At 61.3% G+C, this 22873-nt stretch carries 16 protein-coding genes and 2 pseudogenes; 10 read left to right on the top strand and 8 right to left on the bottom strand.

The window, feature by feature from the left end; all coding sequences use genetic code 11:
- Positions 1-91 precede the first annotated feature (91 nt).
- Positions 92-790 carry an alpha/beta family hydrolase gene (locus LOY67_RS09025; RefSeq protein WP_265066848.1) on the top strand — a complete coding sequence of 233 codons (699 nt, stop codon included), beginning with the start codon at positions 92-94 and terminating at the stop codon, positions 788-790.
- Between the two features lie 148 nt (positions 791-938).
- On the opposite strand, the gene LOY67_RS09030 is transcribed toward LOY67_RS09025, so the two are convergent.
- The 4 genes and pseudogenes from LOY67_RS09030 to acnA form a co-directional block, all read right to left on the bottom strand.
- Positions 939-1409, bottom strand: a complete 471-nt coding sequence (locus LOY67_RS09030) for a hypothetical protein (RefSeq protein ID WP_265066849.1) — start codon at positions 1407-1409, stop codon at positions 939-941.
- Between the two features lie 329 nt (positions 1410-1738).
- Entirely contained in the window at positions 1739-3304 is a 1566-nt protein-coding gene (locus tag LOY67_RS09035; protein ID WP_265066850.1) for a methyl-accepting chemotaxis protein, read from the bottom strand.
- A gap of 79 nt (positions 3305-3383) precedes the next feature.
- A complete protein-coding gene (locus LOY67_RS09040; protein WP_265066851.1) occupies positions 3384-4172 on the bottom strand; it encodes a CPBP family intramembrane glutamic endopeptidase in 789 nt (262 codons plus the stop codon).
- A 391-nt stretch (positions 4173-4563) separates the two neighbouring features.
- A pseudogene (gene acnA, locus LOY67_RS09045) lies at positions 4564-7304 on the bottom strand (aconitate hydratase AcnA).
- Positions 7305-7476: 172 nt separating this feature from the next.
- Here acnA and rlmM point away from each other — a divergent pair.
- Complete coding sequence (gene rlmM, locus LOY67_RS09050) at positions 7477-8550, top strand: 23S rRNA (cytidine(2498)-2'-O)-methyltransferase RlmM (RefSeq protein WP_265066852.1); 1074 nt, start codon at positions 7477-7479, stop codon at positions 8548-8550.
- 231 nt (positions 8551-8781) lie between these two features.
- On the top strand, positions 8782-9033 hold the full coding sequence (tusA, locus tag LOY67_RS09055; protein WP_245139309.1) for a sulfurtransferase TusA: 252 nt from the start codon (positions 8782-8784) through the stop codon (positions 9031-9033).
- On the opposite strand, the gene LOY67_RS09060 is transcribed toward tusA, so the two are convergent.
- Positions 9030-10433: an MATE family efflux transporter gene (locus LOY67_RS09060; protein ID WP_320110008.1), complete on the bottom strand. Its 1404-nt coding sequence runs from the start codon at positions 10431-10433 to the stop codon at positions 9030-9032. The two genes, tusA and LOY67_RS09060, sit on opposite strands and share 4 nt — an antisense overlap.
- 362 nt (positions 10434-10795) lie before the next feature.
- On the opposite strand from LOY67_RS09060, the gene pdxB reads away from it, so the two are divergent.
- Complete coding sequence (gene pdxB / locus LOY67_RS09065) at positions 10796-11938, top strand: 4-phosphoerythronate dehydrogenase PdxB (protein ID WP_265066853.1); 1143 nt, start codon at positions 10796-10798, stop codon at positions 11936-11938.
- A gap of 242 nt (positions 11939-12180) precedes the next feature.
- Here pdxB and LOY67_RS09070 read toward each other — a convergent pair whose 3' ends face one another.
- Positions 12181-12360 carry a PA1571 family protein gene (locus LOY67_RS09070; RefSeq protein WP_003199629.1) on the bottom strand — a complete coding sequence of 60 codons (180 nt, stop codon included), beginning with the start codon at positions 12358-12360 and terminating at the stop codon, positions 12181-12183.
- 258 nt (positions 12361-12618) lie between these two features.
- Here LOY67_RS09070 and LOY67_RS09075 point away from each other — a divergent pair, with 258 nt between their 5' ends.
- From LOY67_RS09075 to LOY67_RS28425, 3 genes and pseudogenes are all read left to right on the top strand, one after another.
- Positions 12619-14388 carry an ABC transporter transmembrane domain-containing protein gene (locus tag LOY67_RS09075; protein WP_265066854.1) on the top strand — a complete coding sequence of 590 codons (1770 nt, stop codon included), beginning with the start codon at positions 12619-12621 and terminating at the stop codon, positions 14386-14388.
- A 63-nt stretch (positions 14389-14451) separates the two neighbouring features.
- Positions 14452-14613 (top strand): annotated as a pseudogene (locus LOY67_RS09080) (Fic family protein); the annotation flags it as partial.
- A gap of 14 nt (positions 14614-14627) precedes the next feature.
- Complete coding sequence (locus LOY67_RS28425) at positions 14628-14816, top strand: Fic family protein (protein WP_413776170.1); 189 nt, start codon at positions 14628-14630, stop codon at positions 14814-14816.
- Positions 14817-14960: 144 nt separating this feature from the next.
- Here the strand turns inward: LOY67_RS28425 and LOY67_RS09085 are convergent, their stop codons facing one another.
- Positions 14961-16889 (bottom strand): transglycosylase SLT domain-containing protein, encoded by a 1929-nt coding sequence (locus LOY67_RS09085; protein WP_265066856.1) that lies wholly within the window; start codon positions 16887-16889, stop codon positions 14961-14963.
- Positions 16890-17103: 214 nt separating this feature from the next.
- Here LOY67_RS09085 and LOY67_RS09090 point away from each other — a divergent pair, with 214 nt between their 5' ends.
- The gene (locus tag LOY67_RS09090) at positions 17104-19023 is read left to right on the top strand and encodes an ATP-binding cassette domain-containing protein (protein WP_265066857.1); all 1920 of its coding nucleotides are present in this window, start codon (positions 17104-17106) and stop codon (positions 19021-19023) included.
- 121 nt (positions 19024-19144) lie between these two features.
- Here the strand turns inward: LOY67_RS09090 and LOY67_RS09095 are convergent, their stop codons facing one another.
- The gene (locus LOY67_RS09095; RefSeq protein WP_024777909.1) at positions 19145-19585 is read right to left on the bottom strand and encodes a universal stress protein; all 441 of its coding nucleotides are present in this window, start codon (positions 19583-19585) and stop codon (positions 19145-19147) included.
- A gap of 102 nt (positions 19586-19687) precedes the next feature.
- On the opposite strand from LOY67_RS09095, the gene LOY67_RS09100 reads away from it, so the two are divergent.
- Together LOY67_RS09100 and fadB are read left to right on the top strand one after the other, a co-directional pair.
- Positions 19688-20125 carry a hypothetical protein gene (locus LOY67_RS09100; protein ID WP_265066858.1) on the top strand — a complete coding sequence of 146 codons (438 nt, stop codon included), beginning with the start codon at positions 19688-19690 and terminating at the stop codon, positions 20123-20125.
- Positions 20126-20725: 600 nt separating this feature from the next.
- On the top strand, positions 20726-22873 hold the full coding sequence (gene fadB, locus LOY67_RS09105) for a fatty acid oxidation complex subunit alpha FadB (protein ID WP_265066859.1): 2148 nt from the start codon (positions 20726-20728) through the stop codon (positions 22871-22873).

Raw genomic sequence — 22873 nt, forward strand, 5'->3', positions numbered from 1 at the left:
CCCCATCCACGGTTCAGCCGAAGAGCGCGCCTGCGCAAGGCAGCGCGGCATCTTCGCCTGGAGTTATAGGCAGACTGAAAGCGAGGCAAGCATGGACAAACAGCACAAGGCCAGTATTGACGGGGATCAATGGGCACGGTGCGTGGCGCAACACGGTTGGCTGTGGACGCCCGCGCAATCCGGCGTCGGCGACGGGGCGCCCACCCTGATCCTCGCCCACGGGGCCGGCGCGCCGATGGATAGCGGATTCATGAACGAAATGGCGGCGCGCCTTGCTGCGCATGGGGTCAACGTGTTGCGCTTTGAGTTTCCCTACATGGCCCAGCGGCGCCTGGACGGGGGCAAACGTCCGCCCAATCCGGCGCCGAAACTGCTCGAATGCTGGCGTGAGGTATACGCGTTGGTGCGGCCTTATGTCGCTGGACGGCTGGCTATCGGTGGCAAGTCCATGGGCGGGCGGATGGCCAGCCTGCTGGCCGACGAGCTGGGGTGTGATGGGTTGGTGTGCCTGGGTTATCCGTTCTATGCGGCGGGCAAGCCGGAAAAGCCGCGGGTCGAGCATTTGGCCGGGTTGAAGACCCCGGCGTTGATCGTCCAGGGTGAACGCGATGCCTTGGGTAATCGTGAGGCGGTGCAGGGATATGCCTTGTCACCCGCTATTGAGGTGATGTGGTTGGTAGCGGGGGATCATGATTTGAAACCTCTGAAGGCTTCGGGGTTTAGTCATGAGCAACACCTGGAGGCTGCGGCGGGCAAGGTAGCAGCGTTTCTTCAATCAGCCATTTGTTGATTGCAAGTGACTTAACGCGGGCGGGCTCGCTCCCTCAATTGGGATGCATTTGAATGAACGGTCCAGAACCTCTGTGGGAGCGAGCCTGCTCGCGATAATGGTCGGCCAGGCCATTATCGTTTCAGATGATAAGAGATGGCGATTTCCATTAATTCTGATCATCCATTCTTAAATTGAATGTGCCTCTCGGATCCAACCGATATCCATCCGTTCTGAAGACAGCCGCGAAATCACCGCTGGCTGTTCTTTTAACAGGATCGAGGCGGACGCTCAATTCTGCTGAGTCTGCGGTGACTACTTGATAACCCCAGAAACCTTCTGGTGCAGGAATAGAATGGCCGTGATAGAAATGGAGGCCGCCGTCTAGCGTGTAACTGTTGTCGAATACATCTTCGCTAATGTAAGGAACTGAAAAGCCAAAGATGAATAAATTTTCTTCTTCTAAAGCACCAGTACTTCCGCTAAAAGCCCAACTTTTCTCTCCGGTTGGTGGAAATACATGCAAGTAGAAAAACGCCTTGTTGGCGACGATGGGGTTCCCGCTGAGGTTCCAGGTAAATACGTTTTCCTTAAGTGTTGGTGTTTTGTCTTTTGGAATGAACAGGGTTTGAGTGTTCATATGAAAATCCTTGTATAGTTAAGATTGTAGATAGAGATTTTTTCTACGGCTTTTCCATGGTGAACCTACGGCGAGACATGTCTACTGTCAGAGTTGACAGGTGGTGTGAGATGGTTTGTAGGGTAAGTGTTAATTGATTTCGTCGTGTAATGAAAATGGAGTTTTATATAAGGTTTTGTCGTTTTATTTTAGGAAGCTGGCTATAGATTTATCGGATCTACAAGGACACCCTGAACCCTTATGGGCGAACCGGCCCGCGATAGCCCGCCATTCAGGCAATAAAAAACCCGGAAGCTTGCGCTGTCCGGGTTTTTTATTGCCAGTCAGTATCAGCGGTTGAACCGCTCCACCAACGAGTACTGGGTATTGGCCGTGCGGGTCAGTTCTTCGCTGAGCAGCGCCGAGCTGTGGGCCTGGCCCGAGGTCTGGTCGGCCAGCTCGGAGATATTGCTGATGTTGCGGCTGATCTCCTCGGCCACCGAGCTTTGTTCCTCCGTGGCGGCGGCGATCTGGGTGGTCATGTCGGTGATGTTGGCCACCGCTTCGCTGATGCCCACCAGTGCCTGGTCCGCTTCCATCACCCGCGCCACGCCTTCTTCGGCCTGGCGATGACCGGCGTCCATGGTCTGCACGGCATTGGTGGCGGTCTGCTGGAGCTTGGCGATCAGGGCATGGATCTGCCCGGTGGATTCGCTGGTGCGTTGCGCCAGTTGCCGGACTTCATCGGCCACCACGGCAAAACCGCGACCCATCTCGCCGGCACGGGCCGCTTCGATGGCGGCGTTGAGGGCCAGCAGGTTGGTCTGGTCGGCGATGCCTTTGATCACATCCACCACGCCACCGATTTCGTCGCTGTCCTTGGCCAATTGGGTCACGGTCTGGCCGGTTTCGCCTACCACCACCGACAGGCGCTCGATGGCTTCGCGGGTTTCCCCGGCAATGTCGCGTCCGCTACCGGTCAGGCGGTTGGCTTCCTGGGTGGCGTCGGCGGTGCGTTGCACGTGGCTGGCAACTTCCTGGGTGGTGGCAGCCATCTGGTTGACCGCCGTGGCCACCTGTTCGGTTTCCACGCGCTGGCGCTCCAGGCCGCTGGAGCTGTTGTGGGCCAGGGTATTGGACTGCCGCGCCTGCTCGTTGAGGTGCTCGGCGGTGTCCTGCAACCGGGTCAGGCAGGTTTTCAGGCGAGCTTCCTGGCTGAGGATCGACATCTCCAGCCGCGCCTGGGCGCCACGGCTGTCGGTGTACATCCGGGCAATCAGTGGGTCGGAGGTGGTCTGCTCGGCCAGGCGCAGCAGGCGCTTGACCCCGCGTTGTTGCCATTGCAGGCCCATCAACCCCAGGGGCACCGACAGCAAGGCGGCCAAGGCAAAGCCCCAGGAAGAATCAAGGAATGCACCCACGACGAAGCTCAATTGGCTGACCAGGATGAACGGCAGCCAGTCCTGCAGCATCGGCACCCACTTGTCGCTGCCCGGGACTGCGGGCTTGCCCTGGTTGATGCGCTTATACAGGGCTTCGGCCCGGGCGATCTGCTCGGCGGACGGCTTGACCCGCACCGACTCGTAGCCCACTACCTGATTGCCCTCGAACACCGGCGTGACATAGGCGTTGACCCAGTAATGGTCGCCGCTCTTGCAGCGATTCTTGACGATGCCCATCCATGGCAAGCCTTGTTTCAGGGTGTTCCACATATGGGCGAACACGGCCGACGGGACATCGGGATGACGCACCAGATTGTGCGGCGCGCGGATCAGTTCTTCTTTGGAAAAACCGCTGATTTCAACGAATGCATCGTTGCAATAGGTGATCACACCCTTGGCATCGGTGGTGGAAATCAATCGTTGCTGGGCCGGGAAGGACCTTTCGCGTTGTGTGACGGGTTGGTTGTTACGCATGGTGGGGAAAAATCCGCAAGGCTTTGAAAGGTTGTCGGCAACGTCAGGTTTTTATTGAAGTTATTTCTCCCCGTCGGTATCACGCCAGCATCGGGTAGGTAAACAGGGCGAAGTGAAGCAGATTGAGGCCGAAGTGGGTGGCAATTGCCGCGCCCAGGCCGCCAGAACGATAGGCGAGACCGTAGCCGATCCCCGCCAGGCCCGACAGCAGCACCCATTGCCAACCCGCGCCGGCATGGACCAGGCCGAACAGCAGCGAGGCCAGGAACAATGCGAGGTTGTCGCCGTGGGCCAGATGACTGAAGCGCCGGCTCAGGCCGCCTTGGATGTAACCACGAAACAGCGCTTCCTCCACCACCGTCACCAGTAAAAGGTTGTTGGCGACCCAGATCCATGCCTGGTCCGGCCACTTCGGTGCCCAGTGGATCATGCCCAGCACGATCGCCCCGCCCAGGGCCAATATCGCGCTCAGCGCCAGGCCCAGGGCCGTGGCCAGGATCGACAGGCCAAGCGTGCGCCGGCCGACGATCCATGGACACGCCAGCAACAGCCAGAAGCCGATCAGCGGCTTGTCCTGGTTGAAGTACATGGCAAACGGTACGGCGTCATCGGTCAGGCGATGGGGCGCAATGGCCCGTCCGTTGAAAAAGCCCGGCATCCAGTGCAAGGCCAGCGCCAGGGCCAGCACGAGGAAAAGGGCGTGACCGAGAAATCGGCCGACCGGTATTGTCTGCTGGCGAACCGCATAACCTGCGAGCAGCAGCAGCGCGATTGAGATGGCGGCGGTCCAGGCCAGTTTTCCATAGACCAGGGCCAGGCAGTAGCCGACGGACAGGAAGGCCAGGTAGGGCCAGGGTAGAGCGGGCATATAACATCCTTTTAGACTGTGAAGCTTTGGCGAAAATGGCCGCCGCGTCCACGACGCTGCCATGTCGCGCAAAGAGCACAATTTGTATCCATGCAGATTCATGCGTAGGAGGGTGGAAGTCGTTGGCGGGCTCAGGTCCTTGAGCGCCAGCGGGGGATTATAAGCGGGCCGATACAAAAAATTCATGTGTTCGAGAGGATGAATCCGTGGCGAGAGAGCTTGCTCCCGTTGGGCTGCGTCCTGTAGGAGCTGCCGAGCGAAGCGAGACTGCGATCTTTCCCCAGACACTTGAGTCCCAAGCGAAAGATCAAAAGATCGTCCGAACGCGGCCCGAGCCTTCGCCAGCTCCTACAGAGCCCAGCGGGAGCAAGCTCCCTCGCCACGATGATTTTCAACCGGCAATCAGTTGCCGCAGCACATAGTGCAGGATCCCCCCGCCTTGAAATATTCCACCTCATTCAAGGTGTCGATCCGACACAGCACCTCGATCCGCTCCTGGCTACCGTCCTCGCGGGTGATCACCAGTGGCAGGTTCATCCGTGGCGTCAGTTCGATGTCGTTCAGGCCGAGGATGTCCAGGGTCTCCTTGCCGGTCAGGTTCAGGCTCTTGCGATTCTGATCGAGCTTGAACTGCAACGGCAGGACGCCCATGCCCACCAGGTTGGAACGGTGGATGCGCTCGAAGCTTTCGGCGATCACCGCCTTGACCCCCAACAGGTTCGTACCCTTGGCCGCCCAGTCCCGACTGGAGCCGGTGCCGTATTCCTGGCCCGCGATCACCACCAGCGGCGTGCCGTTGGCCTGGTACAACATGGCGGCGTCGTAGATCGGCATTCTTTCGCCGCTGGGGATGTAGATCGTGTTGCCGCCTTCCTCGCCGCCGAGCATTTCGTTGCGGATCCGGATGTTGGCGAACGTGCCGCGCATCATCACCTGATGGTTGCCGCGCCTTGAACCGTAGGAGTTGAAATCCCGAGGCTCCACGCCCTGTTCGCGCAGGTACCGCCCGGCCGGACTGTCGGCCTTGATATTGCCGGCGGGGGAGATGTGGTCGGTGGTGACCGAATCGCCAAGCAGGGCCAGCACCCGTGCGCCTTCGATGTTGCGGATGGCCGGTGGTGGCCCGTCGATGGCGTCGAAGAAAGGCGGGTGCTGGATGTAGGTCGAGTCCGCCTGCCAAACGTAAGTTGCCGCTTGCGGCACCTTGATGGCCTGCCACTGCTCGTCACCGGCAAACACGGCGGCGTACTCTTTGTGGAACATGCCGGTGTCCACCTGGGCCACGGCGTCGGCGACTTCCTTGCTGCTGGGCCAGATGTCCCGCAGGTACACCGGATGGCCGTCGCGGTCGTTGCCCAGTGGTTCGCTGCTGATATCGATACGCACCGTGCCGGCCAGGGCGTAAGCCACCACCAGGGGCGGCGAGGCCAGCCAGTTGGTCTTGACCAGCGGATGCACGCGGCCTTCGAAGTTGCGGTTGCCCGACAGTACCGAGGCCACGGTCAGGTCGGCTGTCTGGATGGCTTTTTCGATCGGGTCCGGCAGGGGGCCGGAGTTGCCGATACAGGTGGTGCAGCCGTAGCCCACCAAGGCAAAACCGAGTTGATCCAGGTACTCGGTCAGGCCGGCGGCCTGGTAGTAATCGGTGACCACCTTGGAGCCCGGTGCCAGGGAACTCTTGACCCAGGGCTTGCGGGTCAGGCCTTTTTCCACGGCTTTTTTCGCCAGCAGTCCGGCGGCCATCATCACACTGGGGTTGGAGGTATTGGTGCAGGAGGTAATGGCCGCGATCACCACCGCCCCGTTCTTCAGGCGATAGGTGTGACCTTCGAACTCGTACTCGGCCTCGCCCACCTGATCGGCATTGCCCACCGCAACACCACCGCCGCCTTCGCTTTCCAGGCGACCTTCCTCCTTGCTGGTGGGTTTGACCTGCAGCCCCAGGAAATCGCTGAAAGCCTGGCCGACGTTAGGCAGCGAAACCCGGTCCTGAGGGCGTTTCGGCCCGGCCAGGCTGGCTTCGACGCTGCCCATGTCCAGTGCCAGGGTGTCGGTGAACACCGGTTCCCGGCCGGGCAAGCGCCACAAGTCCTGGGCCTTGCAATAGGCCTCTACCAGTTTCACCGTTTCCGCCGGGCGCCCGGACAGGCGCAGGTAATCCAGGGTGACGTCGTCCACCGGGAAGAAGCCGCACGTGGCGCCGTACTCCGGGGCCATGTTGGCGATGGTGGCGCGGTCGGCCAGGGGTAGGTCAGCGAGGCCATCGCCATAGAACTCGACGAACTTGCCCACCACGCCTTTCTTGCGCAGCATCTGGGTAACGGTGAGGACCAGGTCGGTGGCGGTGATGCCTTCGCGCAGCTTGCCGGTGAGTTTGAAACCGATGACCTCGGGAATCAGCATCGACACCGGTTGGCCGAGCATGGCGGCCTCGGCCTCGATCCCACCAACGCCCCAACCCAGCACACCCAGGCCATTGATCATGGTGGTGTGGGAGTCGGTGCCTACCAGCGTATCCGGGAAGGCGTAAGTGCGGTCGTCTTCCTCCTTGGTCCATACGGTGCGACCCAGGTATTCGAGGTTGACCTGGTGGCAGATACCGGTGCCCGGCGGCACCACGCTGAAGTTGGCAAAGGCGCTCTGGCCCCAGCGCAGAAAGGCGTAGCGTTCGCCGTTGCGCTGCATCTCGATGTCGACGTTCTGCTCGAACGCCTGGCGGCTGGCGAATTTGTCGACCATCACCGAGTGGTCGATCACCAGGTCCACCGGTGACAGCGGGTTGATCCGCTGGGGATCGCCACCGGCCTTTTCCACGGCGGCGCGCATGGCGGCCAGGTCGACCACGGCCGGAACACCGGTGAAGTCTTGCATCAACACCCGTGCCGGGCGGTATTGAATCTCGCGGTCGGAGCGACGCTCCTTCAACCACCCGGCCAGCGCCTTGAGATCGGCGCCCGTGACAGTTTTTTCATCTTCCCAGCGCAGCAGGTTTTCCAGCAGCACTTTCAGCGACATAGGCAGCTTGTCCAGGTCGCCGAGGCTGCGGGCGGCGTCCGGCAGACTGAAATAGTGGTAGGTCCTGGCGTCGACTTGCAGCGTTTTAAGGGTTTTCAGGCTATCGAGGGACGGCATTGAAATCACTCCTTTGAGTCCGCACGGCTACGGACTGACGGGACGAACAGAGCCTTTAACCTAGCCCTGTTTTGAGCGGATGACTAATCACTGGACTCTATGGGCAGGTTCGGGGTTCCGAAGTCCGTTATCATGCGCCGGTTTTCGTGACAGGCTTTGCTACGGAGTTTCAATGAACACGCTTTTCATGCACTGCCGGCCCGGCTTCGAAGGCGAGGTCTGTTCCGAGATCGCCGAACACGCGGCCCGGCTCAACGTGGCCGGTTATGCCAAGGCCAAGCCGGCCAGCGCCTGCGCCGAATTCGTCTGCACCGAAGCGGACGGCGCCGAGCGACTGATGCGCGGCCAGCGTTTCGCCGGGCTGATTTTCCCGCGCCAATGGGCCCGTGGCACGTTCATTGATCTGCCGGAAACCGACCGTATCAGCGTCATCCTGTCCCAGATGGCGCAGTTTCCAGTCTGCGGCAGCTTGTGGCTGGAAGTGGTCGACACCAACGATGGCAAGGAACTGTCGAACTTCTGCAAGAAATTCGAAGGCCCGCTGCGCAAGGCGCTGACCGGCGCCGGCAAGCTGGTGGACGATCCGCACAAACCGCGCCTGCTGCTGACGTTCAAGAGTGGCCGCGAAGTGTTCCTGGGCCTGGCGGAGGCGGACAACTCGGCGATGTGGCCGATGGGAATCCCACGGCTGAAGTTTCCCCGGGAAGCGCCGAGCCGCTCCACCCTCAAGCTCGAAGAGGCCTGGCACCACTTCATTCCACGGGAGGAGTGGGACGAGCGCCTGCACAGTGACATGACCGGCGTGGACCTGGGGGCGGCGCCGGGCGGTTGGACCTGGCAACTGGTCAATCGCGGCATGCTGGTGACCGCCATCGACAACGGCCCGATGGCCGAAAGCCTGATGGACACCGGTCTGGTGCAACACCTGATGGCGGATGGCTTTACCTTCAAGCCCAAGCAGCCGGTGGACTGGATGGTCTGCGACATCGTCGAGAAGCCGGCGCGCAATGCGGCGATGCTGGAGGAGTGGATCGGCGAGGGCCATTGTCGCGAGGCGGTGGTCAACCTCAAGCTGCCGATGAAGCAGCGTTATGCCGAAGTGAAGCGCTTGCTCGAACGCATTGCCGAGGGCTTCAAGGCCCGGGGTATCAAGGTGGAGATCGGCTGCAAGCAGCTGTACCACGACCGTGAAGAGGTGACATGCCATTTGCGCCGGCTGGACAGCAAGAAGCCCAAGTCTCGCTGATGACTTGAAGGGTTTTGTGGCGAGGGAGCTTGCTTGCTCCCGCTGGCCTTTGTAGGAGCTGTCGAGCGAAGCGAGGCTGCGATCTTTCCCCTGACACTTGAGTCCCGAGCGAAAGATCAAAAGATCGCAGCCTCGCTTCGCTCGACAGCTCCTACAGGGCGCACCCGGGCGGGAAGTTTGTTAAGAGCCCCTGCATTGCGCGACAATGCCGGCCGGTTTCAGGAGTAGAACATGAGTGAAATGAACGACACGCCGGTCGACGGCACGCTGGATGCCACCGGGCTCAATTGCCCGGAGCCGGTGATGATGCTGCACCAGCACATCCGTGACCTGGCGCCGGGCGGGCTGTTGAAGGTGATCGCCACCGACCCCTCGACCCGCCGCGACATCCCCAAGTTCTGTGTGTTTCTCGACCACGAGCTGGTGGCCCAGGACGAAGTAGACGGTACCTACCGCTACTGGATCCGCAAGAAGCTCGCTTAACCCGTCGAGCGGCTGATGCGGATCTGCCTGCGCGCGCTGCGGGCCAGGCGGATCGACAGCATCAGCGCCGCGCAGCTCAAGCCCACGATCAGACCCTGCCACAACCCGCTCGGGCCGCTGGCCGCGCCGAACCAATCGGTCAGCCCCAAGGCGTAACCCACCGGCAGGCCGATGCCCCAGTAGGCGAACAGGGTCAGGATCATCGTCACCCGGGTGTCCTGGTAACCACGCAACGCGCCGGCTGCGGTGACCTGGATCGCGTCGGAAAACTGAAACAGCGCTGAATAGACGATCAGCATCGACGCCACCTGGATAACCACCGGGTCGGCGGTATAGATCGCGGCGATGGGGCCGCGCAGGGCAAGCATCAGGCTCGCCGACAAGCACGCATAGGCCAGCGCGGTGCCCATGCCGACGCCCGCGGCGAAACGCGCTTCACGAGGCTGGCCGCGACCTAGCGCCTGACCCACCCGCACCGTAACAGCCATGGCCAGGGAGTAGGGAATCATGAACACCAGGGAACTGAAGTTCAGCGCGATCTGATGCCCGGCCACGACCGTGGCGCCGAGGCTGCCGATCAGCAGGGCAATCACCGCAAAAATGCTCGACTCGGCAAACACCGCGATGCCAATCGGCAGGCCGATCCCCAACAGGCGCTGGATGACTGCCCACCGGGGCCAGTCGAAGCGGCTGAACAAATGACTCGATTGATAGGCCGGCGCCCAGCGCGTCCAACCGGCCATGCCCAGGGCCATGACCCACATCACGATAGCGGTGGCCCAGCCGCAACCGACGCCGCCCATGGCCGGCACGCCCAGGTGCCCATAGATGAAGATGTAATTGAGCGGAATGTTCAGCGCCAGCCCGCACAACCCCAACACCATCGCCGGCCGCGTGCGGCCCAGGCCGTCACTGAAACAGCGCAGTACATGGTACAGCGCCACTGCCGGCAGGCCGGTACCGATCCCTCGCAGGTATTCCATGCAGGGGCCGATCAGTTCGGGGTCCACTTTCATGAGGTGCAGGATCGGCTCGGCACTGAACAGCGCCAGCGTCGCGAGCAACCCGACCACCAGCGCCAGCCACAGGGCCTGGCGCACCAGTGGGCCGATTTCGTCGAAGGTTCCGGCGCCGAAGCGCTGGGCCACCTTCGGCGTAGTGGCCAGCAGCGTGCCGGTCATCAACAGAAACACCGGCACCCAGATCGAGTTGCCCAGCGCCACCGCCGCCAGGTCCCGTGGGCCGACGCGGCCGGCCATCACCGCATCGACGAAACCCATGGCGGTGGTCGCCAGTTGCGCCACCATGATCGGCAGCGCCAGGGCCAGCAGCGTCTTGACCTCCAGACGAACCCGGGCCGGGCGGGAGAGAAGGGTGGGGTTGTCGATCACGGGATTCACAGGCGAAGCGTCCGAAAGATTAAGCGCGAGGCGGCGGATTCTACGCGTTGACGCGGCGGTCAGGAAAAAAGCTGTGTTGGGGATTTGTAAACAATGGCAGAAGTTTGTGGATACCCTTGTGGCGAAGGAGCTTGCTCCCGCTCGGGTGCGCCCTGTAGGAGCTGTCGAGCGAAGCGAGGCTGCGATCTTTTGATCTTTCGCTTGAGACTCAAGTGTCAGGGGAAAGATCGCAGCCTCGCTTCGCTCGACAGCTCCTACAAAGGCCAGCGGGAGCCACTCCCTCGCCACAACATCATTCACTGAAGGAATGCACGGTTCTACCGGAACGCCTACACTGCCTGCCCCGCCAAAGGAGCTTTGCCATGCTGATCGTCGCCGACGAAAACATCCCCCTGCTCGATGCCTTTTTCAAGGGCTTCGGTGAGATCCGCCGGGTACCGGGGCGCGGCATCGACCGGGACATGGTCGCGCAGGCCGATGTGTTGCTGGTGCGCTCCGTCAGCCAGGTCAATCGTGCCTTGCTGGAAGGCAGCAACGTGCGTTTCGTCGGCACCTGCACCATCGGCACCGATCACCTGGACCTGGATTACTTTGCCGAGGCCGGTATCCGCTGGGCCAGCGCGCCGGGCTGCAACGCCCGTGGCGTGGTGGACTACGTGCTGGGCAGCCTGATGACCCTGGCTGAAATCGAAGGCGCGGATCTGCGGCAGCGCAGCTTCGGCGTGGTTGGCGCGGGCCAGGTGGGCGGGCGCTTGATCGATGTGCTCAAGGGCCTGGGTTGGGACGTGAAGGTCTGCGATCCACCCCGTCAGGCGGCCGAGGGCGGCGACTATGTAAGCCTCGAGCAGATCATCGAGCAGTGCGACGTGATCAGCCTGCACACGCCCCTGACGCGCAACGGCGAGCAACCGACCTGGCACCTGTTCGACGAGCAGCGCCTGAATCGCCTCAAGCCCGGCACCTGGCTGATCAACGCGGCCCGTGGGCCGGTGATTGATAACACTGCGCTGCGCAATGTGCTGCTGGAACGCGAAGACCTGCAAGCGGTGCTGGATGTCTGGGAGCAGGAGCCTACGGTGGACGTGGACTTGGCCGACCTGTGCGTGATCGCCACGCCGCACATTGCCGGCTACAGCCTCGATGGTCGCCAGCGTGGCACGGCGCAGATCTATGAAGCCTTGTGCGCGTTCCTGGAGGCACCGGTTGCAATCAGCCTCAGCGATCTGTTGCCTCGCCCCTGGCTGGGCGGCATCACCCTGGACGCCGCCACCGACCCGGCCTGGGCGCTGGCCGCGCTGTGCCGTGGCGTCTACGACCCGCGTCGTGACGATGCGGACTTTCGCCGCAGCCTGGTGGGAACGGTCGGCAAGCAGCGCAGTGCCTTCGATGCCCTGCGCAAACACTACCCGCCACGCCGGGAGATCGATGGCTTGAAGGTGCACATTGACGGGCAATCGGCGGCGTTGCAGCAGATCGTGAATGCGCTGGGTGCCGCTGTCCTATAGGCGCGCCCCCCTGTGGCGAGGGGATTTAGCGAAACGTCGCACCGCCCCGCTGGGCTGCGCAGCAGCCCCATGATTCATGCTGACACACCCAACTGTTTGATTTGAGGGTCGCTTCGCGCCCCAACGGGGATAAATCCCCTCGCCACAGGTTTGTGTCAGTCTGGAACTATGGGATAAAGCTGCGCTAGAGAGGGCACAAAAAACCCGACATCAAGGTCGGGTTCAGTCGAAGACGGGCTGTGTCACTTTTGTTCGGCAGGTTTGACCAGTCGTTTTTCCAGTTCGCTGCAGGCTTTCTGGATCATGTCTTCGGTGATCGGTACTTCGCGCCCTTGGGCGTCGATGAACGAGCAGCCCAGGGACTGGTCCGGTTGCGTGCGGATCACTTGAATCTTGTCGTCGCTGCTGTGTTGCAAGGACATGGCCTGTCTCCTCATCAGGTTGTGTGCCTAGTGTATTGTCGTCAGGTGACTGAGAAATGACATTCCTTGTGGGTCATGACGACAGCTCTACTCAAACAGAAACACCGTTATGTTTCCAGTCAGACTTTAGACCGATACCCTCTAGCGGATAGTCATCGCGGTCATATTTAACCTGACTCATTCTGATTCAATGAAGTTGGCGCTGCGCTTCGGTGCCATTGGCCGGCCCTTTTCCTACTGCACTATCGGACGCTACTGATGCTTTCTTCCCGACATCGCCGCGCCATTGGCCTGGCCAGCGGTTTTATCGCTCCCTACCGCAAGCAGGTCGCCGGCGCGTTGCTGGCCCTCATCGTCACGGCGGGCATCACCTTGTCCATGGGCCAGGGCATCCGGCTGCTGGTGGACCAGGGGTTCATGACCCGTTCTCCTCAGTTGCTGAACCAGTCCATCGGCTTGTTCATGGTGCTGGTGATAGGCCTGGCGATCGGGACCTTCTCCCGGTTTTACCTGGTGTCGTGGATTGGCGAGCGAGTGGTGGCCGACATCCGGCGGCAGGTTTTCAACCATCTGGTGTACTTGCATCCGGGGTTCTATGAAAACAACCGCAGCTCGGAGATCCAGTCACGGCTGACCGCCGATACGACCTTGCTGCAATCGGTGATCGGTTCGTCCTTGTCGCTGTTCCTGCGTAATGCCCTGATGGTGATCGGCGGTATCGTCCTGTTGTTCATTACCAACCCCAAGCTCACCAGCATCGTGGTGATTGCCCTGCCGCTGGTGTTGGCGCCGATCCTGGTGTTCGGGCGTCGGGTGCGCAGCCTGTCCCGCCAGAGCCAGGACCGCATCGCCGATGTCGGCAGTTACGTTTCTGAAACCCTGGGCCAGATCAAGACCGTGCAGGCCTACAATCACCAGGTCCAGGATGAGCGACGTTTTGCCGTTACGGTGGAGCAGGCGTTCGACACCGCCCGCAAACGCATCGCCCAGCGGGCCTGGCTGATCACCCTGGTGATCGTGCTGGTGCTGGGGGCGGTGGGCGTGATGCTCTGGGTGGGCGAGATGGACGTGATCGCCGGGCGGATTTCCGGCGGCGAGCTGGCGGCGTTCGTGTTCTACAGCCTGATCGTCGGCAGCGCCTTCGGCACCCTGAGCGAGGTGATCGGCGAACTGCAACGGGCCGCCGGCGCGGCCGAGCGTATCGCCGAATTGTTGCGTTCGCAGAACATCATCCAGCCTCCGACTTCGGACCTTGTGACATTGCCGGCGCGGGTCCGGGGCGATCTGCGCCTCGAGGGCGTGCGGTTCTCCTATCCGTCCCGACCGGAAAGCTATGCGGTCGACGGCCTGGACCTGACGGTCAATGCCGGCGAGACCCTCGCCTTGGTCGGACCGTCCGGTGCGGGTAAATCGACGGTGTATGACCTGCTATTGCGCTTCTACGACCCGGCCCAAGGCCGGATTTTCATCGATGACGTGCCGTTGACCCGACTCGATCCCCTGGACCTGCGCCGTCATTTCGCCCTGGTTTCGCAGAATCCGGCGCTGTTTTTCGGCACCGTGGAAGAAAACATCCGCTACGGCAATCCCGACGCCACTGCCGAGCAAGTACGCGAGGCGGCTCGAATCGCCCATGCCCACGACTTCATCGAAAAAATGCCCGAGGGCTACCAGACCCACCTGGGCGACGGTGGCCTGGGGTTATCCGGCGGCCAGCGCCAACGCCTGGCCATCGCCCGGGCACTGTTGGTGGACGCGCCGATCCTGCTGCTGGACGAAGCCACCAGCGCCCTCGACGCGCAAAGCGAACACCTGATCCAGCAAGCCCTGCCCAACCTGATGAAAAACCGCACCACCCTGGTCATCGCCCACCGCCTGGCCACGGTCAAGAACGCCGACCGGATCGCGGTGATGGATCAGGGCAGGGTGGTGGCGGTAGGCACGCATCAGGAGCTGGTTGCCAGTAATGCGCTGTATGCGCGGTTGGCGGCGTTGCAGTTCAGCCAACACGCGGAGGTCATTCAATGAGTGCTGTTGGCGCCCGTGGGTTGGGGCCCTATGTCGTACTGTTTATTTGGCTTGGATGAGGGTATGAGTCGTTACGCGCCACCGTTGACATTGACGACCCGGATGCTGGGGTTGATTGCTGACATCAGCGAGCAGATCGGTCAGTTTTCGGCTGTCAATGATCATCAGCAGACCCCGCAATTGCGCCGAGGAAACCGGATCCGCACGATTCATGCTTCGTTTTCTGGCTTATTTGCCGGTTGAGGCAGTCATTCGCGATCAACAGGACGCTTACTACGCTGCATAAGGCTACCTTTCGGGGTAACTACCTCAAGCCGGCATTGACGGCGGGCTTGATCGAAATGACCGACCCAGAGTCGCCCAGCAGTCCGACGCAACGGTATCGTCTTACTCTGCCAGGCAAGCAGGCCTTGGCACAGCTTGGCTGAGACTTGCTGGCACATACCCCTCCAATGTGGGAGCGAGCCTGCTCGCGATAGCGGTGCAACTGTCATATCAATGCGACTGATTCACCGCTATCGCGAGCAAGCTCGCTCCCAGGATGGCATTATCCGAATAGGGGGCGATTTAGCTCACTGATCATCAAAGTAGCGTTCATGCCAGTCCACCAGCGGTTGCGGCGAGTTGAGTTTCTGGCCGTAGATCACTGAGTACGACAAGACGTTCTGCACGTATTGGCGGGTTTCGTCGAAGGGGATGCTTTCCACCCAGACGTCGAAGCTCAGGTGGTCGGCGCCGCGCAGCCACTGGCGTACGCGACCGGGGCCGGCGTTGTAGGCGGCCGAGGCGAGGACGCGGTTGCCGTTGAACTGGCTGTGGACCTGGCTCAGGTACGCCGCGCCGAGTTCGATGTTCTTGTCCGGATCCAGCACCTGCTGGGGCGAGGCCAGGGGGATGCTGAACTTGCGCGCGGTTTCCTTGGCGGTGCCGGGCATCAGTTGCATCAGGCCGGCGGCGCCAACGCCGGAGCGGGCGTCATCCATGAAGGCGCTTTCCTGGCGGGTGATCGCGAACACCCAGCTCGAATGCAGGCCACGAACCTTGGCTTCGCGCACCAGGGTATCGCGGTGTGCCATCGGGAAGCGGATGTCCAGGTCGTCCCAGTACTTGGCCTGACTGATGGTGCGGATGGCCGGGAAGTACCATTTCAGGTCGTAGGCCAGCTTCGCCTGGGCGACCATTTCGTCTCGGTTGAAATGCCGGCTGACGTGATACCACTCGCGGCGTCCGTCGACGATCTGCCCGCGGGCATGGAATTCCAGGGCCCGGCGAACCCCCGGCGTGTTACGTACCTTGTTGATCAACGCCTGGCTCAACACCAGCGGCTTGTTGGCGAGCGAGTAGGGCGATTGGGAGCGGTCGGCGGCCAGGAAGCCGTAGAAATCCCGTTCACGGGCCAGATGCTTGTAGAGCGTCAAGGCTTCGGGGTTCTGCGGTTGAGCCAGTTCCAGGCTGCGGGCCTGCCAGTAGCGCCAGCGGTTGGTGCTGGCCAGCGACTCGGGCAGGCGACGAGTCAGTTGATAAGCGTCGTCCCAGCGGCCCAGGCGCAGCAGCAGGCGCAGGCGCCATTCCGAAACGGTGTCGTCGCGCAACTCCGGATCATATTGAGTCATCACGTCGAGGGCGCGGCTGTCGAAGCGCTTGGCCAGGGTCAGGCCGATTTCCCGGGCGATGGCAACTTTTTCGTCGCGGGAAAAATGCATGGTGCTGGCGTAGCCGTCCAGCAATGCCATGGCTTTGTCCGGATCCTGGCGGGCGAGACGGCGCAGGCCGAGGCTGACGATATCGGACATCGGTTCATCGGCCGGGATGAAGCGCGAGGGCTGGTTGAGCAGTTCGGGTTTCTGCGCCACATCCACCAGCAATTTGCCGCGAGGGGCGAGGGTGACCAGGCCGCTGACCAGGCTGTTGGCCAGCGGATAGTTACGAGCCTGGGCCGCCAGTTTGGCGCGCTCCCAGCGCTTCTGCTCGGTCAACTGGCCCTGGGACGCCCACAGGCCGAACAGCGCGTCGCAGGCCTGCGGTTGGGATTTACCGGTGAGCCAGAGCTTTTCAGTGTTGGCGTAGCCCTCGGCCTTGAGGCCATGGCTGAGCTGGTATTGGGCATTGAGGCAGTCCAGCTCGGTGAAATTGAGCTTGGGGTCGTAGTATTTGACGAAGGTCGCCCAGTCGCCGCGCTCGGCCAGCCAGCGCAACCAGCGCAGTTTCATCCAGTTGGCCTGGGGCAGGTCGCCGTGTTCGGCGAGGAACTTCTCGATTTCGGCGTTGCTCGCGCTCTTGAGACGAGCGGTCAGTTCGTCGTAGGCCAGGTACGGTTCCAGCGGATAATCGCTCAGGGCCTGGCTATAGCGGAAATAGGGGCCGGAATCACCCTTGGCCAAGGCCCGCTTGGCTTCATCGTAATACTGGCGCTGGGTGGAAATATCCACCGCTTGAGCGGTTTGAATGGCAGTGGCACACACGAAAAAACAAGACAGAACAGTAATAAGGCGACTGCGCATGAGACATCCGGGCAGAAAAAAACATGAAAAGCCCAAGGGGTAACCCAGGGTAACTGCCTGTAGCTTAGCCTTTTGCCAGCAACCGGCGAAAGCTTTGCGGGGCCGTCGGCGCAAGTTCGCAACATTTGTTATGCAGAGTGCTTCAACGACAAAAATGGCGGACTCCTGAAGTCTCATCTCAGGTAGAATGCGCGCCCGGTTTTTGGAGAAGCTCATGACCCTGCTCAAATTCAGCGATGTGTCCCTTGCTTTCGGCGCGATGCCGTTGTTGGACAAGGTGTCCTGGCAGATCGCCCGTGGTGAGCGGGTGTGCATCATCGGCCGCAACGGCACTGGCAAGTCCAGCATGATGAAGCTGGTCAAGGGCGATCAGAAGCCCGACGACGGCTCGGTCTGGCGTGCCCCCGGCCTGAAGATCGGTGAGTTGCCCCAGGAACTGCCGCTGGCCGACGAGCGGACGGTGTTCGACGTGGTTGCCGAAGGCCTGGACGGTGTTGGTGCGTTGCTGGCCGAATATCATCACCTGAGCCAGAACATCGTCACCGATGCCGACCTGGAAAAACTGATGCATGTGCAGCACGACCTCGAAGCCCGCGATGGCTGGCGTCTGCAGCAACTGGTCGACAGCACCCTGAGCCGCCTGCAACTGCCGGCCGACAAGACCCTCGCCGAGCTGTCCGGCGGCTGGCGTCGCCGCGTCTTGCTGGCCCAGGCCCTGGTGTCCGAACCGGACCTGCTGCTGCTCGACGAACCGACCAACCACCTGGACATCGGCGCCATCGCCTGGCTTGAAGAAGCCTTGAAGGACTTCCAGGGGGCGGTGCTGTTCATCACCCACGACCGTTCTTTCCTGCAGAACCTGGCGACCCGTATCCTCGAGCTGGACCGTGGCGGCCTGATCGACTGGAACGGCGACTACGCCAGCTTCCTGGTACACAAGGAAGCGGTACTGGCGGCGGAAGAAACCGCCAACGCGTTGTTCGACAAGCGCCTGGCCCAGGAAGAAGTCTGGATCCGCCAGGGCATCAAGGCCCGTCGTACCCGTAACGAAGGCCGCGTACGCGCCCTCAAGGCCCTGCGTGTCGAGCGCAGCGAGCGTCGCGAGCGCACCGGCAAGGCCAATATCCAGCTGGAAACGGCTGAAAAATCCGGCAAGCAGGTGATGGTGCTGGAAAACGTCAGCTTCGCCCATCCAGGCGGACCGTTCCTGGTCAAGGACTTCTCGATGGTCCTGCAGCGCGGCGACCGCATTGGCCTGTTGGGTGCCAACGGCACCGGCAAGACCACCTTGCTCAAGCTGATGCTCGGTGGTCTGGTGCCGTCCAGCGGCAAGGTGGAAGAGGGGACGAAGATCGACGTCGCCTATTTCGACCAGTTGCGTCATCAACTGGACCTGGAAAAGACCGTGATCGACAACGTGGCCGAAGGCCGCGACTTCATCGACATCGATGGCCAGAGCCGCCACGTACTGAGCTACCTCGGCGATTTCCTGTTCAGCCCCCAGCGTGCCCGCACGCCGGTCAAGGCATTGTCCGGCGGCGAGCGTGCCCGCCTGCTGCTGGCGAAGCTGTTCAGCAAGCCGGCGAACCTGCTGGTGCTCGACGAACCGACCAACGACCTGGACGTGGAAACCCTCGAATTGCTCGAAGAGGTGCTGCTGACCTTCAATGGCACCGTGCTGATGGTCAGCCACGACCGGGCATTCCTCGACAACGTGGTCACCAGCACCCTGGTGTTCGAAGGCGAAGGTCGGGTTCGCGAATACGTCGGCGGCTATCAGGACTGGCTGCGCCAGGGCGGCTCGCCGCGCCTTCTGGGCGTGACCGAGAGTAAGTCCGGCAAGGCCGACCTGAATTCGGCGGTGGTCACGGCCGAGCCGGCTCCGGTGGCCGCCGCCGCGGCCCCGGCGCCAGCCAAGAAGAAGCTCAGCTACAAGCTGCAGCGCGAGCTGGAAGCGTTACCGGGCGATATCGATGCCAAGGAAGCGCAGATCGCCGCGGTGCAGGCCGAGATGGCCGATGCCGGTTTCTACCAGCGGCCGGCTGCGGAAACCGCCAAGGTGATTGCGTACCTGGAGCAGTTGCAGGCTGAGCTGGATGCGCTGGTCGAGCGTTGGGCCGAGCTGGACGCGTGATTTGAAATACATCCCCCTGTGGGAGCGAGCCTGCTCGCGATAGCGGTGTATCAGCGACAGAGATGTCGACTGTGCTGACGCCATCGCGAGCAGGCTCGCTCCCCACAGGGTTTCATAGCCGTTATGCGCGCTTGACCAGGTGCACTGCCAGCACATCGCAAGGCGCGCCATGCAGCACATCGTTGGCGGTGGAGCCCAGCAGCAGCGCCAGGCCGTGACGGCCATGGCTGCCGACGACGATCAGGTCGCAACCCTGTTCCTTGGCCAGGTGATGAATCTCCTGGCGCGGCTGGCCGTAGGTCAGGTGGCTGTTTTCCCGTTTCAGGTCCGGGTATTTCACGATCAGGCGGTCCAGGCGTTCCTTGGCCTGATCGAACTGTTGTTGCTGCAGTTGAGAAAGGTCCATGGGGACATCGCCGCCAAAGGCCATGGCCATCGGCTCGACGATATGCACCAGTGACAGCTTGGTCTCTCTGCCGTCGCACAGGGCGCGAGCGCGCTTGATGACGGGATCGCATTCTTCAGTGAGGTCGACGGCGACCAGGATGTGTTCGTAATACATGAAAAGCACTCCAGAGAATGGCGATACGGTTAAGTATGGCTGGTTTCAAGCGCATTGACGGCGACGTGGGTCAATGGCTCATCAGAATTCGGGAGTACTGATATGACGGTCTGGATAGTGGTGTCAATCCTGCTGGTGGTATTGAGCCCCCTGGCATGGTTGCGGCCGTCCCGTGTACAGAGCGGTCGCATCGCCCTGCGCATGGAGGCGCGGCGCCTTGGCCTGGCCATGCAATTGGCCCCCCAGGAGTGGCCGCACTGGCTCGACCCCCAGCCTCCAAACCCTTGCGCGCAGTACCATCAGCCCCGGCGCGGCAAGCAGCCGGCCTGTTGGAGCTACTGGCAAAGCGCACCGGGCCTCTGGGTCAACCAGTGGCGGGAAGTTTGCCAGGATGAGTTGTTGCTCGAGCATTTCAGGGCGCTGCCGGCCAACGTCTACAAGGTCGAAGCCGACCGGCAGATGATCACCTTGTACTGGGGCGAGAAGGGCGAAGCCACTGTTTTGCAGGATATTGCAGCGGTGCTCAAGGCGTTAGCCTGAAGCTCGTAGGAGCTGTCGAGCGAAGCGAGGCTGCGATCTTTCCAGGCCCGGTTAAGTCTCAAGCGCGCGATCAAAATCAAAAGATCGCAGCCTGCGGCAGCTCCTGCGCCGCATAAAAAAAGCCCGACAGTCTCATCGGGCGGGTTGGCCAGGCAGGCCGTCAAATCAATTCGAATCCGGGGCGTTCGTTCGCAACGTCCTCACGCCAAGCGCTTCAAGAACGTATCCGCCAGCATAGCTGGTTGTATTCGTCGTGCCCGGAATTAGGGCGACTTTTCTAATGATTGATCCTATGAATGTCCCTGCATGCAGCGCCGTGTTGCGGATCTGCAGGGTAATGGAAATGACCGTCAAGTCGCGCTCGAGGCCTTGTTTAGGGCGATTGACAATTGTCGGAAATTCCGTGAAGGTGACGTACCCAAATCAAACGGGCGTATGAATTGAGCGTTTGTATTTTCCGAACGTTCCTACAGAACCCCGACTATCGCGTTGACGGGTGTGCCTGGCGGATTGGCGTAGCATCGACGGTAACGTCAATGCCGAACCAGCGGTCAGCGTCCAACGTGTACTGTTCAGCTTCCATATCGTGGAGATCAGTTGATGATTTACGAAGGTAAAGCCATCACGGTTAAGGCTCTTGAAAGTGGCATCGTCGAACTGAAGTTCGATCTCAAGGGTGAGTCCGTCAACAAGTTCAACCGTCTAACCCTGAATGAATTGCGTCAGGCCGTGGACACTATCAAGGCAGATGCTTCGATCAAGGGTGTGATCGTCAGCAGTGGCAAGGACGTCTTCATCGTCGGCGCCGACATCACCGAATTCGTCGACAACTTCAAGCTGCCCGATGCCGAACTGATCGCTGGCAACCTCGAAGCCAACCGTATTTTCAGCGACTTCGAAGATCTCAACGTACCGACCGTCGCAGCCATCAACGGCATCGCCCTGGGTGGCGGCCTGGAAATGTGCCTGGCAGCGGACTATCGCGTCATGTCTTCCGCCGCCAAGATCGGCCTGCCGGAAGTCAAGCTGGGCATCTACCCGGGCTTCGGCGGTACCGTGCGCTTGCCGCGCCTGATCGGTGCCGACAACGCCATCGAATGGATTGCCGCCGGCAAGGAAAACCGTGCCGAAGACGCGCTGAAAGTCGGCGCCGTGGATGCCGTGGTCGAACCTGGCAAGCTCCAGGCCGCGGCCCTTGAATTGATCAAGCGCGCCATCAGTGGCGAGTTCGACCACAAGGCCAAGCGCCAGCCGAAGCTGGAAAAGCTCAAGCTCAACGCCATCGAGCAGATGATGGCCTTCGAAACCGCCAAGGGCTTCGTGGCCGGCCAGGCGGGTCCGAACTACCCGGCGCCGGTCGAAGCGATCAAGACCATTCAGAAAGCCGCGAACTTCGGTCGCGACAAGGCCCTGGAAGTCGAAGCTGCCGGCTTCGTCAAACTGGCCAAGACCTCGGCCGCACAAAGCCTGATCGGTCTGTTCCTCAATGACCAGGAACTGAAGAAAAAGGCCAAGGCCTACGACGAAATCGCCCGTGACGTGAAGCAGGCCGCCGTGTTGGGCGCCGGCATCATGGGTGGCGGTATCGCCTATCAGTCGGCGTCCAAAGGCACACCGATCCTGATGAAGGACATCAATGAACACGGGATCGAACAGGGCCTGGCCGAAGCCGCCAAGCTGCTGGTAGGTCGCGTCGACAAAGGCCGCATGACCGCGGCGAAGATGGCCGAAGTGCTCAACGGCATTCGTCCGACCCTGTCCTACGGCGATTTTGGCCATGTCGACCTGGTGGTCGAAGCGGTTGTCGAAAACCCGAAGGTCAAGCAGGCGGTATTGGCTGAAGTCGAAGACAAGGTCAAAGAGGATACGATCCTCGCCTCGAACACCTCGACCATTTCCATTTCGCTGCTGGCCAAGGCCCTCAAGCGTCCGGAAAACTTTGTCGGCATGCACTTCTTCAACCCGGTGCACATGATGCCGCTGGTGGAAGTGATCCGGGGCGAGAAGTCCAGCGAACTGGCCGTTGCCACCACCGTTGCCTACGCCAAGAAAATGGGCAAGAACCCGATCGTCGTCAACGACTGCCCGGGCTTCCTGGTCAACCGCGTGCTGTTCCCGTATTTCGGTGGTTTCGCCAAATTGGTCAGCGCTGGCGTGGACTTCGTGCGCATCGACAAGATCATGGAAAAATTCGGCTGGCCGATGGGCCCGGCCTACCTGATGGACGTGGTCGGTATCGACACCGGCCACCACGGTCGCGACGTCATGGCTGAAGGCTTCCCGGACCGCATGAAGGACGACTGTCGTTCGGCTGTCGACGTGCTCTACGAAGCCAAGCGCCTGGGCCAGAAGAACGGCAAGGGCTTCTACGCCTACGAGACCGACAAGCGTGGCAAGCAGAAGAAAGTGGCCGATCCGTCGGTGCTGGAAGTGCTCAAGCCGATCGTCTACGAGCAACGCGAAGTCACCGACGAAGACATCATCAACTGGATGATGATCCCGCTGTGCCTCGAAACCGTGCGTTGCCTGGAAGACGGCATTGTCGAAACCGCCGCCGAAGCCGACATGGGTCTGGTCTACGGCATCGGTTTCCCTCCGTTCCGTGGCGGTGCGCTGCGCTACATCGATTCGATCGGTGTGGCCGAGTTCGTTGCCCTGGCTGACCAGTACGCTGATCTGGGCGCGCTGTACCACCCCACCGCGAAGCTGCGTGAAATGGCCAAGAACGGCCAGAGTTTCTTCGGTTAA

The sequence above is a fragment of the Pseudomonas sp. B21-056 genome, from assembly GCF_026016325.1.
Classification (GTDB): Bacteria; Pseudomonadota; Gammaproteobacteria; order Pseudomonadales; family Pseudomonadaceae; genus Aquipseudomonas.